9 protein-coding genes, 2 pseudogenes and 1 riboswitch are annotated in these 14174 nt (G+C 45.7%); of the genes and pseudogenes, 3 read left to right on the forward strand and 8 right to left on the reverse strand.

The window, feature by feature from the left end:
* Window positions 1-17 precede the first annotated feature (17 nt).
* Window positions 18-455: a universal stress protein gene (locus tag KHN78_RS06145; protein ID WP_128811760.1), complete on the forward strand. Its 438-nt coding sequence runs from the start codon at window positions 18-20 to the stop codon at window positions 453-455.
* Between the two features lie 167 nt (window positions 456-622).
* Here the strand turns inward: KHN78_RS06145 and thiQ are convergent, their stop codons facing one another.
* From thiQ to mpl, 5 genes and pseudogenes are all read right to left on the reverse strand, one after another.
* The gene (gene thiQ, locus KHN78_RS06150) at window positions 623-1327 is read right to left on the reverse strand and encodes a thiamine ABC transporter ATP-binding protein (protein ID WP_211915474.1); all 705 of its coding nucleotides are present in this window, start codon (window positions 1325-1327) and stop codon (window positions 623-625) included.
* Window positions 1327-2912 (reverse strand): annotated as a pseudogene (gene thiP, locus KHN78_RS06155) (thiamine/thiamine pyrophosphate ABC transporter permease ThiP). Before thiP ends, thiQ begins: the two are co-directional and overlap by 1 nt.
* A 1-nt stretch (window position 2913) precedes the next feature.
* The gene (thiB, locus tag KHN78_RS06160; protein ID WP_211915475.1) at window positions 2914-3906 is read right to left on the reverse strand and encodes a thiamine ABC transporter substrate binding subunit; all 993 of its coding nucleotides are present in this window, start codon (window positions 3904-3906) and stop codon (window positions 2914-2916) included.
* A gap of 69 nt (window positions 3907-3975) precedes the next feature.
* Window positions 3976-4124, reverse strand: a riboswitch (TPP riboswitch).
* Window positions 4125-4161: 37 nt separating this feature from the next.
* Window positions 4162-4794: a flavin prenyltransferase UbiX gene (locus tag KHN78_RS06165; protein ID WP_211915476.1), complete on the reverse strand. Its 633-nt coding sequence runs from the start codon at window positions 4792-4794 to the stop codon at window positions 4162-4164.
* A 9-nt stretch (window positions 4795-4803) separates the two neighbouring features.
* Window positions 4804-6162, reverse strand: a complete 1359-nt coding sequence (gene mpl, locus KHN78_RS06170) for a UDP-N-acetylmuramate:L-alanyl-gamma-D-glutamyl-meso-diaminopimelate ligase (protein WP_211915477.1) — start codon at window positions 6160-6162, stop codon at window positions 4804-4806.
* A gap of 311 nt (window positions 6163-6473) precedes the next feature.
* On the opposite strand from mpl, the gene fbp reads away from it, so the two are divergent.
* Both fbp and ppa read left to right on the forward strand, forming a co-directional pair.
* Complete coding sequence (fbp, locus tag KHN78_RS06175; protein WP_128811767.1) at window positions 6474-7487, forward strand: class 1 fructose-bisphosphatase; 1014 nt, start codon at window positions 6474-6476, stop codon at window positions 7485-7487.
* A 124-nt stretch (window positions 7488-7611) separates the two neighbouring features.
* On the forward strand, window positions 7612-8142 hold the full coding sequence (gene ppa / locus KHN78_RS06180; RefSeq protein WP_211915478.1) for an inorganic diphosphatase: 531 nt from the start codon (window positions 7612-7614) through the stop codon (window positions 8140-8142).
* A gap of 98 nt (window positions 8143-8240) precedes the next feature.
* On the opposite strand, the gene KHN78_RS06185 is transcribed toward ppa, so the two are convergent.
* The 3 genes and pseudogenes from KHN78_RS06185 to KHN78_RS06195 all read right to left on the reverse strand — a co-directional run bounded on the left by KHN78_RS06185 (window position 8241) and on the right by KHN78_RS06195 (window position 14089).
* Window positions 8241-8588, reverse strand: coding sequence for a gamma-glutamylcyclotransferase (locus tag KHN78_RS06185; RefSeq protein ID WP_211915479.1), 348 nt, complete (start codon window positions 8586-8588; stop codon window positions 8241-8243).
* Window positions 8589-8616: 28 nt separating this feature from the next.
* Complete coding sequence (locus KHN78_RS06190; RefSeq protein WP_211915480.1) at window positions 8617-12381, reverse strand: translocation/assembly module TamB domain-containing protein; 3765 nt, start codon at window positions 12379-12381, stop codon at window positions 8617-8619.
* Window positions 12378-14089, reverse strand: a pseudogene (locus tag KHN78_RS06195) (autotransporter assembly complex protein TamA). Before KHN78_RS06195 ends, KHN78_RS06190 begins: the two are co-directional and overlap by 4 nt.
* Between the last annotated feature and the right edge of the window lie 85 nt (window positions 14090-14174).

A 14174-nucleotide genomic window follows, 5' to 3' on the forward strand; every position in this document is an offset into this window, starting at 1 on the left:
TCAATGAGAGACATTGAATGTACAAACAAATTCTTGTTCCGGTCGATCTTAACGATCAAGGCTTTTGTGATCGCGCGGTCAAACTTGCGGTCTGGCAAGCAAAACAAGCCAATGCAGAAGTACACCTTCTCACGGTTGTGCCTGGTATTCATATGTCGATGGTCGCCACTTATTTCCCAAAAGATGCGGCTATGAAGATGAAGCAAGATGTGAAGCAACAGCTCAAAGCATTTGCGAATGACAACATTGATGATGAGGTGATCTATAAAGTACATGTTGCTGAGGGAAAGCCTTACACCACCATTCTTGATTACGCGGAACGTTTAGGGGCAGATCTGATCATTATGCCAAGCCATAAGCGCTCGAAAATCAACAAAGTGATGTTAGGTTCGGTCGCAAGCAAAGTGGTCGAACACTCTCCGATCAATGTCATGGTTGTCAAACCACAAAGTTAATCATTCGGCGAGTCATCCGAACTCATACTCTGAACTAAAAAAGGTTGATGCATGGCATCAACCTTTTGTTTTTCAGTCTTAAAAGACTGATATACCAAACTCACCTCAAGATGCTTGAGCATAATAGTCATAGAATCACAGTAGGTCCGTGATTTACTACGATGAAATTATCCCGCAGCTCGCACAAAGGCGCTTAACCTCTCACTGCTATGTTGTTCCGTTAACTCTGCAATGTCCCCAACAGCTTCAACTTGACCATCTGCGACAAAGGCGAAATGGCTCGCTATCGCTCTTGCATCACTCAGATGATGAGTCACCATTAGCACAGTAATACTGCGCTCCGCAGCAAGTTGTTTGACTAATGCCAACATCTCTTCTCGAAGAACAGGATCCAACGCAGAAAAAGGCTCGTCCAACAACCACATGGGATGAGGCTGAACGAAACAACGAGCAAGCGCCACGCGTTGACGTTGTCCACCAGAAAGGTGCTCTGGTAAACGGTCGAGGTATTCTGCAACGCCTACCTGCTCTGCGGCTTGCTCAACGAGAAGCTTTTGGTCTATCGTAAGCTTTAGCCCTGGATGCAGTCCCAGCCCAATGTTTTCTCTCACCGATAGGTGCGCAAACAAATTGTGTTCTTGAAATAGCATGGAAAAAGGGCGTAGGAACGGCGCCTTACCTAAAACGGATTCATCATTCACCAAAATGTTACCCTGATCGGGTTTGATAAACCCAGCCACCAGCGCTAACAAGGTCGACTTACCCGCACCGCTTGGTCCCATCAGCGACACAATTTGTCCACGCTTGATCTCTAGTTCAAAACGAAATTGCTCACGTTGATAGGTGTACAGCACGTCATCTAACACTAACATCACGCTTTCCCCTTAGCTTTCAATACTTTTTCAATCACAGTAAAACAGCCCATGCTGAGTAATAACAAGGTGACAGAAACAACGGCCGCGGCATCCATTTGGTAACTGCCGAGCAATTGGAATAAGTACAAAGGTAATGTTCTAAACTCTTGTCCACCAAACAAAGCAATCGCACTCAAGTCACCAATTGCAAACATAAAGCTCACCGCAAATGCATGTGCAAAAGGCTTGCGTAGCGCTTGCCATTCCACCACTTTAAAACGTTGCCAACCACGCATCCCTAAACTGGCACAAACATATTGATATTGCTGCTCTATATGCAACATTGGTTGGGATAACGTTTTAATGACATACGGCAAAGCCATCAGTGCATTCACCAGAATCACAATCAAAAAGGCTAAGCTGAATACATCGGTAAAAGAACGTAGCAGTAAAAACAAACCGGTGCTAATCACCAAGCCCGGTGTCACCAAAATGATGGTGCCAATCAGTTCAATCTGATCGGCGCGGGTATTTTTGTTTTGCAAGCGCCAACGTCGGCTGGTGAGTAAAATCGAAACGCCTGCGGCAACCGCTAGCAAGCTCGCGAACACGGCGACTTTAAGCGAATTAAACAGCGCAGACCAAAAATGTTCATCCCTTAATACGTGCCATACTTGTTCATTAACCCCGCTAATGAACACCATCAAAAGTGGCGGTATCACGAGTAAAAAGGCACCTATGATCCAAAAGCTATCCCAAGCTTTTGACCACCCATGATCCCTCGTTAAATATTGCTGTACCGATGTACTACCAACGCTGATGGAAACTGGCTTCGTCAACTTTTGTACGCCAATTGCTAACAAGCCACAAAGTAACATCTGCCACAGAGCCAATAGCGCCCCAGTCTGCAAATCAAAGTCAAATTTAATCGCTTGATAAATAGCAAGTTCAATCGTGGTCGATTTCGGCCCCCCCCCCAACGCCATCACTGTTGCAAAGCTCGTAAAGCAAAGCATAAACACCAAACCGCAAATATGTGGTATTTGCTGGCGTAAACGAGGCCATTCAACCCAGCGAAACTTATCCCAATGACTCATGCCAAGATGCGCGCACAACTTATGCTGTTCGGAAGGTATCGACTCTAGGGCCTGCAAAAGTAAACGAGCGGCATAAGGCATATTAAAAAACACATGAGCGAGCAAAATACCGTTCAGGCCATAGATGGAAAAGGTAATTCAGAATCCACACTGTGCAGCCAATTCGCGATCACTCCGCTATTGCCGTATATCGCCAGCAGGCCAAATACACCGACCAAAACCGGCAAAACCAAAGTGGACGCAAACAATTTTAAGAGCATTGACTTGCCATAAAACTCACGGCGAGAAAGTGAATGCGCGACGGGAATCGCAAAGCCGACGCTCAGCACGGTAGAAAGGAATGCTTGATAGAAACTGAACTTAGTCACGTGTTGATAATATGGGTCCTCCCAAATCATCGACACATTAAGAGATGGCGCTTGTACAATAAGCGCACCAAGCGCAGAAATAACAAAGGCCGCGATAAGCATCGTGACCCCAAGACCGATTTTCGGAACAGAATTCATATTAGAACGTCAGTGCGCTTTGCCATTCACGAATCCAAGAACGACGATGGTTTGCCACTTCGTCAGCGCTAAAACTCAATGGCTTACTTGGAACGCTCAAGGTCTCAAAGCCTGTTGGTAACTCAACATCCGTAACAGGGTACATCCAGTTTCCTGTTGGCATTGCCGATTGGAATTCATCACTCAGAATGAAACTCATGAATTCATCCGCTAACTCTGGATTCTTCGTTCCCTTTACCTTAGCCGCCACTTCCACCTGCATATAGTGTCCCTCAGAAAAATTCGCGCTCGCATATTTAGCGTCATTTTCCGCAATCAAGTGATAGGCTGGCGACGTAGTGTAGGACAGCACTAAATCCGACTCGCCATTTAGGAACATTGAATACGCTTCCGACCAGCCTTTCGTCACCGTCACCGTTTTACTGGCTAACTGTTTCCACGCTTGAGTGGCCTCATCGCCGTAAATCGATTTCATCCACAACATCAAACCTTGCCCTGGTGTTGAAGTGCGAGGGTCTTGGTATATCACTTTGATATCATCACGCTCTTCCACCAGTTCTTTCATACTTTTAGGCGGATTCGTCAATTTCTCTTTGTTGTATACAAACGCAAAATAACCGTAGTCATATGGCACAAAGGTTTTGTCATTCCAACCATTAGGCAGCGTAGTATTTGAGGTATCAACATTGTGCTCAACAAGCAAACCTGTCTTTTTCGCTTCTGCTACGAGGTTGTTATCTAAACCCAATACGATGTCTGCCTTAGTTCTGCTTCCCTCAAGACGAAGACGGTTGAGAATTGAAACACCGTCATCCAATGCAACGAAGTTTACGTCACAATCGCATTTCGCTTCGAACGCTTGTTCGACTTTAGGACCCGGGCCCCAGTCAGCGGCAAAAGAGTCGTAGGTATAGACGGTTAAGGTGTTTTCAGCGGCCAGCGCTGACGTAGAAGTGATCGCGGTAAGGGTAATCAGGCTAAGAGTGGCTTTCACTGCTCGCTCTCCATTTACAAGGATAAACATGAGTGGAGCGGCACAGGTTTGAGGTGATATTTAGGACTTCCAATATCCAGACTCAATTCCTACGCCAGCATTATCTGGTTCAGGTGATACGGGTCCCTAGCTGTTCAACAATATGGAACAATTTGGTCTCAGCGCCCAATCGTATTGATCTTTTCAATACTAATGGGTTTGCTCCCCGATGAGTTGGATGGATTGTAAAGGTATTTGAGTGGTTACACAATCAGCTCACGAGCGCTGATCATACCCCCAACGAGGCACTAAACCTTGCTCTATGCCGAGGTGATCAAGAATCCTCGCCACCATAAAATCAACTAAGTCTTCAATGCTCTTAGGCTGATGATAAAAACCAGGAGCTGCCGGCATAATCGTCACGCCCATCTGCGATAACTTATGCATATTCTCAAGGTGTAGCGTCGAAAATGGCGTCTCTCGAACAACCAGCAATAATTGACCGCGCTCTTTCATTACGACGTCCGCTGCTCGCTCAATCAAGTTATCAGACATGCCATGTGCTATTGCTGCAACGCTGCCAGCAGAACAGGGGCACACCACCATTTGCTTAGGCGCCGCAGAACCAGAAGCCACAGGAGAAAACCAATCATCTTTGCCACACACGGTGACGTTACCAGGGTTGCAGTTTAGGTGCTCGACTAACGCCTTTTGAGCCGCTTCTGGGCCACTCGGTAATTTCAAACCATGCTCTGTAGCCATCACCACTCGAGCCGCTGATGATATCAATACATACACGTGATAATCCGCGGCAACTAAACACTCAAGCAGGCGGAGTCCATAAGGGGCACCAGAAGCGCCCGTCAATGCAAGTGTAATGGCTTTATTTCGTTGTTGATTTTGCTGCATGAATACACACTACGCTTGTTGTTTTAACTGTTCTAACAGCTTGCCGTGGATACCGCCAAAGCCGCCGTTACTCATGACAAGGATCTGATCGCCCGGTTGCGCTCGCTCGACAATTTTCTGAACGAAACTGTCCATGTCGGCATCAACAAAAGCAGGTTGCTGGCATTGCTCAGCAATATCATTGACAGACCATTCAATACTGTCAGGTTGGAACAAAAACACTTCATCGGCATCATGCAGAGAAGCGGCAAGCGTATCTTTATGGACACCGCGCTTCATCGTAGCAGAACGAGGCTCCAACACGGCAAGGATACGCTTTTTGCCAACTTTGTTACGTAAACCACCTAGTGTCAGTTCAATCGCGGTTGGATGATGGGCAAAATCATCGTAAACCGTTACCCCTTTCTCCTCGCCTTTCAACTCCAAACGACGTTTAGTATTGATAAAGCGGCCCAGAGCCTGACATGCCAGTTCCGGTGCAACACCAACATGGCGAGCAGCGGCAATCGCCATTAAGGCATTATCCACATTGTGATCGCCCACAAGGTCCCAATCAACAACGCCGACTTTCTCACCGAGCAAAGACACTTCAAATTTTGAGCCATCTAAGACTAACTTGTGCGCTTGCCAATCACCATTTTCACCAGAGTATTGCTTTTCCGTCCAGCAACCACGTTCGATCACATCTTGCAGCGCCTGATCTTGCTTTGGCACGAGGATCAAACCATTGCCTGGAACCGTTCGTACGAGATGGTGAAATTGTCGCTTGATCGCTTCAAGATCGTCGAAGATATCTGCATGATCAAACTCAAGGTTATTCATGATCAGTGTGCGTGGATGGTAATGAACAAACTTAGATCGTTTATCAAAAAAAGCACTGTCGTATTCGTCTGCTTCGACAACAAAAAACATGCTTTCGCCAAGTCGAGCCGACAAACCAAAGTTCCCTAGTACGCCGCCAACTAAAAAGCCAGGTTGATAACCACAATCTTCTAAAATCCAAGCAAGCATACTTGATGTGGTGGTTTTACCATGCGTACCTGATACCGCCAGAACCCAACGATCATGCAGTAAAAATTCTTGTAGCCATTGTGGGCCGGAGGTGTAACGCATGTTGGTATTCAATACATGTTCAACACATGGGTTACCACGACTCATCACATTACCTATCACCACAAGATCGGGTTGTGGATCAAGCTGAGATGGGTCAAAGCCTTCAATAATTTCAATACCTTGAGACTCTAGCAAAGTGCTCATCGGTGGATAAACATTGGCATCCGAACCCGTCACTTTATGGCCTAACTGACGCGCTAAAATTGCCGCCCCGCCCATAAACGTGCCGCAGATACCCAAGATATGAATGTGCATAAACTTAACCTTGTAATGCGTTATCTAATTCTTTCATTATCGTGATAACAGACAGAAAAGCGAGCCTCTTTGTTCTCGTTGTTACCGTCTCTTTCACAAATCTGACAAGGCTGCACACAGACTAAGCAATCTCCGCGACTAGAATGAATACTGTCATTATCCAGACAAATAAATTGAGATGTCAGACAGTTAGTTCATTACCATTAAAAAGATCTGCGAATTAAACTTACATAATGCGCAAACGATTAACATCCAAAAAGAGATGCCCATTGCGCTTATACCCCCACTAAAAATACATGTAAGGATTAACCATGTCAGGAATGCGCACCTTAGGCGAATTCATTGTTGAGAAGCAAGCGGACTTCCCCCACGCTAGCGGTGATCTCTCATCTCTCTTAGCTTCCATTCGTTTAGCTGCAAAAATCGTTAACCGCGAAATCAATGCTGCAGGCCTTGGCGATATCACAGGCGCTGTTGGTACAGAGAATATTCAAGGTGAAGCGCAGCAAAAGCTCGATGTCTACGCGAATGAAAAGTTTAAAGCCGCATTGGAAGCTCGAGACCAAGTGTGTGGTGTTGCGAGTGAAGAAGAAGATGAAGCCGTTGCTTTTAATCGCGAGTTAAACCAAAACGCTAAGTACGTTGTATTGATGGACCCTCTTGATGGTTCTTCAAATATCGACGTCAACGTCTCTGTCGGAACCATTTTTTCAATCTATCGCCGAGTATCTCCTATCGGCTCCCCTGCAACAGAAGAAGATTTCCTCCAACCGGGCAATAAGCAGGTTGCAGCTGGATATGTGATTTACGGCTCATCAACCATGTTGGTTTACACCACGGGTAATGGCGTGAATGGCTTTACTTATGATCCATCCATAGGCAGTTTCTGCTTATCTCATGAAAACATGCTGATTCCAGAAGACGGGAAAATATACTCCATTAACGAGGGGAATTATGTTCGCTTCCCTGTCGGCGTGAAGAAGTACATCAAATACTGCCAGGAAAATGTCCCTGAAGATGGCCGCCCATATACGTCTCGCTATATCGGTTCATTAGTCGCGGACTTCCATCGCAATCTACTAAAAGGTGGCATTTACTTATACCCAAGTACGCTCAGCCATCCCCAAGGCAAACTGCGTCTATTGTATGAATGTAACCCAATGGCATTCCTTATTGAGCAAGCTGGCGGATTAGCGTCTGATGGCGTCAATCGCATCATGGACTTAGAACCAACAGAACTGCACCAACGCGTACCATTCTTCGTTGGTTCTAAGAACATGGTCAATAAGGTTGAATCATTTCTTGAACTGCATCGCGACGAATAGACATTAGTGACCTTTGTCCAACGCAGTAGGTGTTTACCTGCTGCGTTTTTGTGGCTAAAGTAAAATGCTGAAATGTTAGCCAGATTGAGCCCACACTCAATCGTCAATGAAAAGGAATATTCAAATGAGCTTAAACAACGTGCCAGCAGGTAAGTCACTACCTGAAGATATCTATGTCGTTATCGAGATCCCTGCCAACGCAGACCCTATCAAATATGAAGTAGATAAAGACACTGGTGCTGTATTTGTCGACCGCTTCATGTCTGCTCCCATGTTTTACCCATGTAACTATGGCTATGTGAACGATACACTTTCTCTTGATGGCGATCCGGTGGATGTTCTCGTCCCAACCCCTTACCCTCTGATGCCTGGCTCTGTCATTCGTTGCCGTCCTGTTGGCGTATTAAAGATGACGGATGAATCAGGAGAAGATGCGAAAGTCTTCGCTGTGCCGCATTCAAAAATCTCAAAAGAGTATGAGCACATCCAAAATGTGGACGACATCCCTGAGCTACTCAAAGCCCAAATTACACAGTTTTTTGAACGTTACAAAGAGCTTGAAGCAGGTAAATGGGTGAAAGTGGATGGCTGGGCTGATGTCGAAGCGGCAAAAGCTGAAATCGTTGAATCTTACGAGCGCGCACAGAGCAAATAGGCACGTCTTGACGCATTGAATCAGTCAGATAAATGCACAAGAAAGACAATCAAAAAGAGCTGCGATTATGCAGCTCTTTTTAATGAATACGTTACGATTTAAACTCGTTGACACCAGTCACCAGAAGCGATCTCATCACTCAACTGTTCCGCGTCCTGGTATAGATAAATCCAAGCTTGTCCAAATGGCGTCACTATAGTTTCACGATGATATTCAACAGGCACATCCTCAAGCTTATCAAGCTCAATCAATGTTTCCTCGTCAATCAAATACACTTCCCCTTGAATTGACTTTTGTCCGACAGAAAGTGCCGGATAAGGCCCCAGATCATACAAAGCAAACTGAGGCTCGGTTTGGTGATGGCCAAGAAATTGAGCGGTACTCAAATAGTGATGGTTGCTTTCCCCACTACGCAACGTTCCATATACAAACACTAAATGCTGCATCACGACTCCTTATTTTTTGACCCAATGCTCAATCAAACTCAAATTGATATAGTAAGTCTACGGCACTATCAACGCCGGACACCGCTTCAACATACAAGTCTTTCATTAAACGATAACGCACGGTAAATTCCCCCAGAGAGCTAAAGATCCCCACACCGTACTTCACTTGTAAGCCTGGAAGAATATAGCCACTAACCGTTACTTGTGAGTCATCACCAGAGCCTGCAGTATCTAACTGCAAGTCTTGTACTCCAAAGGCTTCACCAATCTCACCAACCACTTTACCGCTCTTCGCAAGGCTCAAACCAATCAAGGTGGTGGTCATCGCATTGCCACCCGACTCCGCATCGATATCTTGACCTCGTAATAGATAAGATAGTGCATTTGCTTGCGGCATGGCAGGATCTGAGAAAATTTCTACCGTTGGGTCGCTTGCTGGGCCTGTTACACGTACACCTGCCGTCACATCATCTTGCGTATTGTCAGGGTTACGGATCGCTTTAATCGACAGGTACGGCTGATCGGCAGGGCCATTCATCATGATCTTACCCTCTTCAATCACCAAGTCTTGGCCAAAAGAGCGATAAGAGCCATCAACGATGTTCACCTCACCAACAATAAATGGTCCCTTGTCTTTTTGCGTTACATTAAGGTTACCTTGCAGCTCACCTTTTAAACCAAACGCTGACAGCTGGAACTCATCACCAATCTTTATGTTGATGTCCGTTTCAACGTTAAATGGCAATGCTGGTTCGCCATCGACCGGTTGCATGTCTTGATTTAAGATCACCGTATCTCGCGACACACCCACCGCACTCGGTGGCAACTCATCAATGAAAATACGTCCCCAAGGTAAGTTGATATTGCCTGTGACTTTCGCCAATTTTGGCGTCACATCAATGGTCATGTCAGGTTCCACCTTGATACGAACCATTGGAGGCATATCCACTTTAAGCTCTTTCGCAAACACGCGTGCTTTTGTATTCCAATTTTCAAGGTCGCGCCAATCGGCATCACCATTAATTTCAAGCTTACCGTCCGGCGTTATAATGCCCGCATCTAAATTCGCTTGATGACCAGTAAAGTTAATCGCCACCTTGCCAGAGTTGATATCAATCGGCGTGACTTCCCCTTGCAGTTTCATCTGATCAATCAAGAACTGACCGTTTACTTTCGGATGCATCACATCACCAGACAGTGTCAAATCCGTATTCATACTCGCTTTAAATAAGCTGTACTCACCAATCAACGGCGCGAGGAAGTCTAAATTGAACGTCGATAGCAACACTTTACCGTCAATCGTTGGGCTGTCCGATGACACATCATTCAATTTAACTTGGCCAGAGAGATCGCCGTTGTCGGTCACATCAAGAAGCCATTTCGCATTCAATTTATCTTCGGCAAGTTTAGCTTGTAGATTCACGCTATCCCAACCAACCTTAATTGGCTGTTCTAATGCTTGCTCTACATGACCTTTTGGCAATTCAACATCTAACGTGACTTCCGGTTTGATGTTTGGCGCCCATTTTGCAAACGCATTAGCATTCAACGAGCCTTGTAGCTTTGTTTCTTGAGGTAAGAATTGCTGTATTTGGTCAAAGTCAAAGTTCGTAATGGCGAGTTTCGCTTCGCCACTCTTACCCACACTGATGTTTTCGGTTAAACACACTTTAGAGTTTGCTTGCAGCCAACAATGCGCTTGTACATCCGCGATTTGCTTATCGATGTTCACTTTAACGGATGTCGATTTTTGCAATGTCCAAGGGCCTTGAGGGGTACTTAAGGTAAAACGACGCAAAGCACCATCCCATATCATTTCTGGTTTTTGTTTAAACGTCCCCTCAATTTCAAGGCTGCTCGAAACAATGTCCGATACCACATCTAATGTGAGTTGATGTAGCTTCTCATCTCCGGAAAGTTCGAGATCGGCACGATCAATCACAACGTCATCATAAGCAATATTCGTCGCGATCAAACTGACATCCGCTTTTGGCGCAGGCAAAGGCATCACATCCCCTTTTAAGGTAATGCTTTCCACTTTCGCTTGTTGCTGCCAATCGAGTTGATTCAGCGCAAGATCGACATTGATATCGGGCTGCTTTAAGCTTCCTCGTAATGCCACTGCACCATTCATTTTACCGCTAAGGTCTGGCACACTTTTCGAAAAATCAGGGAAGTTAACCTCAACATTCATCATGATCTGTTTGTCGATTTTTCCTTTCGCACGCAATTTATTAGGGCCATGAGATAACGCCAACCCTTGAGTGTTAAGCTGGAGATCCTCGCCTTTACCATTTTTATCCGACGCCTCTAGCTGTCCCTCTATGTTCAGAGGGTAGCCACGCAAAATACCGTCAATATCCAGTTTAGGCAGGTTGACTTGCCACCCACCTTGCTCAGTGAGGGATCCCGATGTCGACAAGCTACCACTGATGTCACCCTCGGCTTCTTGCCATTGCAACCCTGGCTGAATGTTCTTCAGGTTCAAATCCGCTTGCCAGTTAACTGGAGCAGCCCAATTTGCCATCACCTTACCTGAAAGCTCACCACCCAATGTTTTTACAACCAAGCGGTCTAAATCAATCTGCTCAAGCGTGCCTTTACCATTTAGCCTGACGTCAACATCAGGCATATCTTTACCCGAGGCCTTAGTTTCTAAGTTCACCGCATAGCCATTGAGCGAGCCTTTGGCTGTCAGATTCGGAACTACGACTTGATAATCACTTTTACCACTTAATGGCCACTGAGCTGCTACCTCTTTTAGATGGATATCAAATGGCAGCTCACTTTTAAGCGGCTGAACTTGGCCATCGATCTTCGCTTTCACCAGATCCGACAACGTTGCTTCAATAGACAAATCCCCAACCGATCCCGAAGCAGACAACGATAGTTTTTGACCTTTTACGTCCGCTTGCTTAATCAAAGCATCGATCTGAGCCTGTATTGGATAGTCCGCAGAGAGCGTCACTTGAGTGCTTAACTGCCCTTCCACTTCTGGCATATCAAGTTCAAGTGTTTTTACCTCTACCTGGTCACCCCCCGCTTTCGCTTCAAGACCTAGGTGATGAACAACGACTGGTGTATCACCCGCAAGTTTAAAGTCATGAATGTCTAAGCGTTTGGCCTCGACGGTTAATGGAATCCAGACTTCAGGTAATACGATGTCTTTTGGCTCTGACTCTGCTTTGGATTTCGAAGCGGTATCGGCTTCAGGCGTATCTTCACTCGGTGCTAACGCAACATTTATCGTTTTTAATGCCGTAGGCGCAATCACCAAGCGATCGCCTTGCATCGATAACGCTGTCGAAAACGTTTGCCAATCAATATGATTGCCCAAAATGTTCAGTTTAATGTCGTTGAAACTGACGTTGTTGATGAAAATAGGTACTGGCGTGCTCACCGAACGTAATGGCGGCGTCTCTTCAACGGGCGCATCCGATGGTGGCAATTCTGGCATTTGGAAATTCACGCCTTCCAATGCAAGCTCATCCACACACACTTTAGGATCGGTCAAACAACGAAAGTTAATCGCTAACTCTAAACGTTTAACGTTGGCATCAATGTTTAAAGACTCATCGACAAAGCTAACCCCTTTCAGCTCAAAACGAGGAAATAATGAACCTTGAATGGATTCGACTTTCAGTTGAGGTAGCGCTTTTTCTGCTCCCCACAATGCCAATTTTAGGCCTGGGTGAGTAAACAAAACCGTTGCAATAAAGATCGTTACTAACAGCAATAGACCCAGTAGACCTAGCGAGAACCATTTGCTCCACTTAAGCATCATTTTGATCATAGTTCAGGCCCCAATGAGAAGTGGATACGAAATTCTGGCTTCGGCTCTGCATCCAAGCCCCAAGCGAAGTCAAAACTGACAGGACCAACTGGGGAGGCCCAGCGAATGCCGACACCGGTACCCGATTTCCATTCTGGTGTTTTATTAAAGGCATCACCGATATCGTAAAATACCGCTCCCCACCAGTTACCGTAAACTCGATATTGATATTCTAAGGTGCTGGTTAGAATGTATTTCGCACCGGTCAATGCACCACTGGCATCCGTTGGGGAAATGGATTCGTAACCGTAACCTCGAATGTTGTTGTCACCACCCGCGAAGAAACGCAAAGATGGTGATAGCTTTTCAAGCTCATCGGTGATGTTCGCCCCCCCCTCAAGACGGAACAGTCCTCGATGATTTTCACCAATACCGCGAATCCAAGAGGTTCGTCCAAGCAAACGTAAGACGCGAGTTTCTGACAACAAGGCCGGATCACCATACTCGATCGTGACGCTTTGTTTATCTCCCCACATTGGCATATTCCCGCCACGCGTTCGAGTGCGAGAAAAGGATGCGCCAGGCAATACAAATTGCACGCCGTCATCTTGCAAACCTTGTGAGAAGTTTTCATACAGGTGTCGAACATAAAGTGTCTTGTGCCAACCACCATCGGTGAGCCAATGGCGTTCTACCGCAAGATTCGACTCCAAACTTTCTGTATCTCGGTTATCCAAATGCTTTAAACCAAACTGCAATTGATAGTACTCATGCAAGACGTCATCGAGAGGGATTTTGTAGCCCGCGGTAATGGTTTGCTCTGGTTTAGACAGTGAAAGCGCGGTATCAAAGCTGTGACCACGAGCACTTACCCATGGTTTCTTCCACTTCAATGTGCCACGACACCGGTATCCGTAGAATAACCAATACCAGTTTCAATCTGATTTTTTGCAGCTGGCGCTAATGAAACTTTGATAGGTAAATCTCGACCATCATCAAGCTTGGTCAAGTCCGGCTCAACAAATACCGATGAAAACCAATCCGTATTAGACAAGTTTTGGTTGTATTCACCCACTTCTGAAACAAGATAGGGCTGACCAATTTTGAACGGACGCAAAGAGGCAACGCGATCTTCCCAAATTTGGCTCCCTGTTATTTCTACCGATCCAAAGTGATAGCGAATGCCACTCTCGTAGTGTAAGCGCACATTGGCTTGATTGAGTTCAGGAATCACCTCTAGCCGGCTTAACGTATAGTCTCCGTTAAAATAACCTCGCTGCAATGCCAGATTTCGAATACTCGATTTAAGGGTGTCGTATTCACCTTGGTTCAACACCCTACCGACTTTGAGAGGCGATTTGGCAAGTAAGCGAATAAACTCTTCATCTTCTTTTGCCTCTCCAGAGATCACCACATCCATGACCTTTATACGGACTGGCTCCCCCGGATTGACGTTGACGATCAACTCATCATTATCTTTGGGAATAGAGTATGAAATTTTCGCATGATAATAGCCGAGCGCATTGAGCGCTTCGGTGATACTTTGATCCAATCGAGCCTGAAAACGTAAAGACGTGGAATAGTCTTCTTCAGGAATGGAGGAAAGGTAAGCGCTGACATTATCTTCCAATGCACCATCAATGCCTTTCACCTTTAAGGATACATTGGCATAGGCGCTTTGAGAAAAGACAATTAGGCTAGCAATTATCGGAATAGCTTTTCTTATCATGCTTTCTTGGCTGGATGAGGTTAAATAAACGTAAACAATAATAACGCTAATTAAAGGCTAAGTCTGTAATATTACTCACTTTGAC

It is taken from the genome of Vibrio sp. B1REV9 (assembly GCF_905175395.2).
GTDB classification, from domain to species: Bacteria; Pseudomonadota; Gammaproteobacteria; order Enterobacterales; family Vibrionaceae; genus Vibrio; species Vibrio alfacsensis.

Bases quoted from the DNA above. Each gene is read 5' to 3' on its own strand.
- KHN78_RS06190 (WP_211915480.1), bottom strand. From the start codon at position 12,381: ATGATCAAAATGATGCTTAAGTGGAGCAAATGGTTCTCGCTAGGTCTA.
- fbp (WP_128811767.1), top strand. From the start codon at position 6,474: ATGTCAGGAATGCGCACCTTAGGCGAATTCATTGTTGAGAAGCAAGCG.
- ppa (WP_211915478.1), top strand. From the start codon at position 7,612: ATGAGCTTAAACAACGTGCCAGCAGGTAAGTCACTACCTGAAGATATC.
- thiQ (WP_211915474.1), bottom strand. From the start codon at position 1,327: ATGTTAGTGTTAGATGACGTGCTGTACACCTATCAACGTGAGCAATTT.
- KHN78_RS06185 (WP_211915479.1), bottom strand. From the start codon at position 8,588: ATGCAGCATTTAGTGTTTGTATATGGAACGTTGCGTAGTGGGGAAAGC.
- mpl (WP_211915477.1), bottom strand. From the start codon at position 6,162: ATGCACATTCATATCTTGGGTATCTGCGGCACGTTTATGGGCGGGGCG.
- KHN78_RS06165 (WP_211915476.1), bottom strand. From the start codon at position 4,794: ATGCAGCAAAATCAACAACGAAATAAAGCCATTACACTTGCATTGACG.
- KHN78_RS06145 (WP_128811760.1), top strand. From the start codon at position 18: ATGTACAAACAAATTCTTGTTCCGGTCGATCTTAACGATCAAGGCTTT.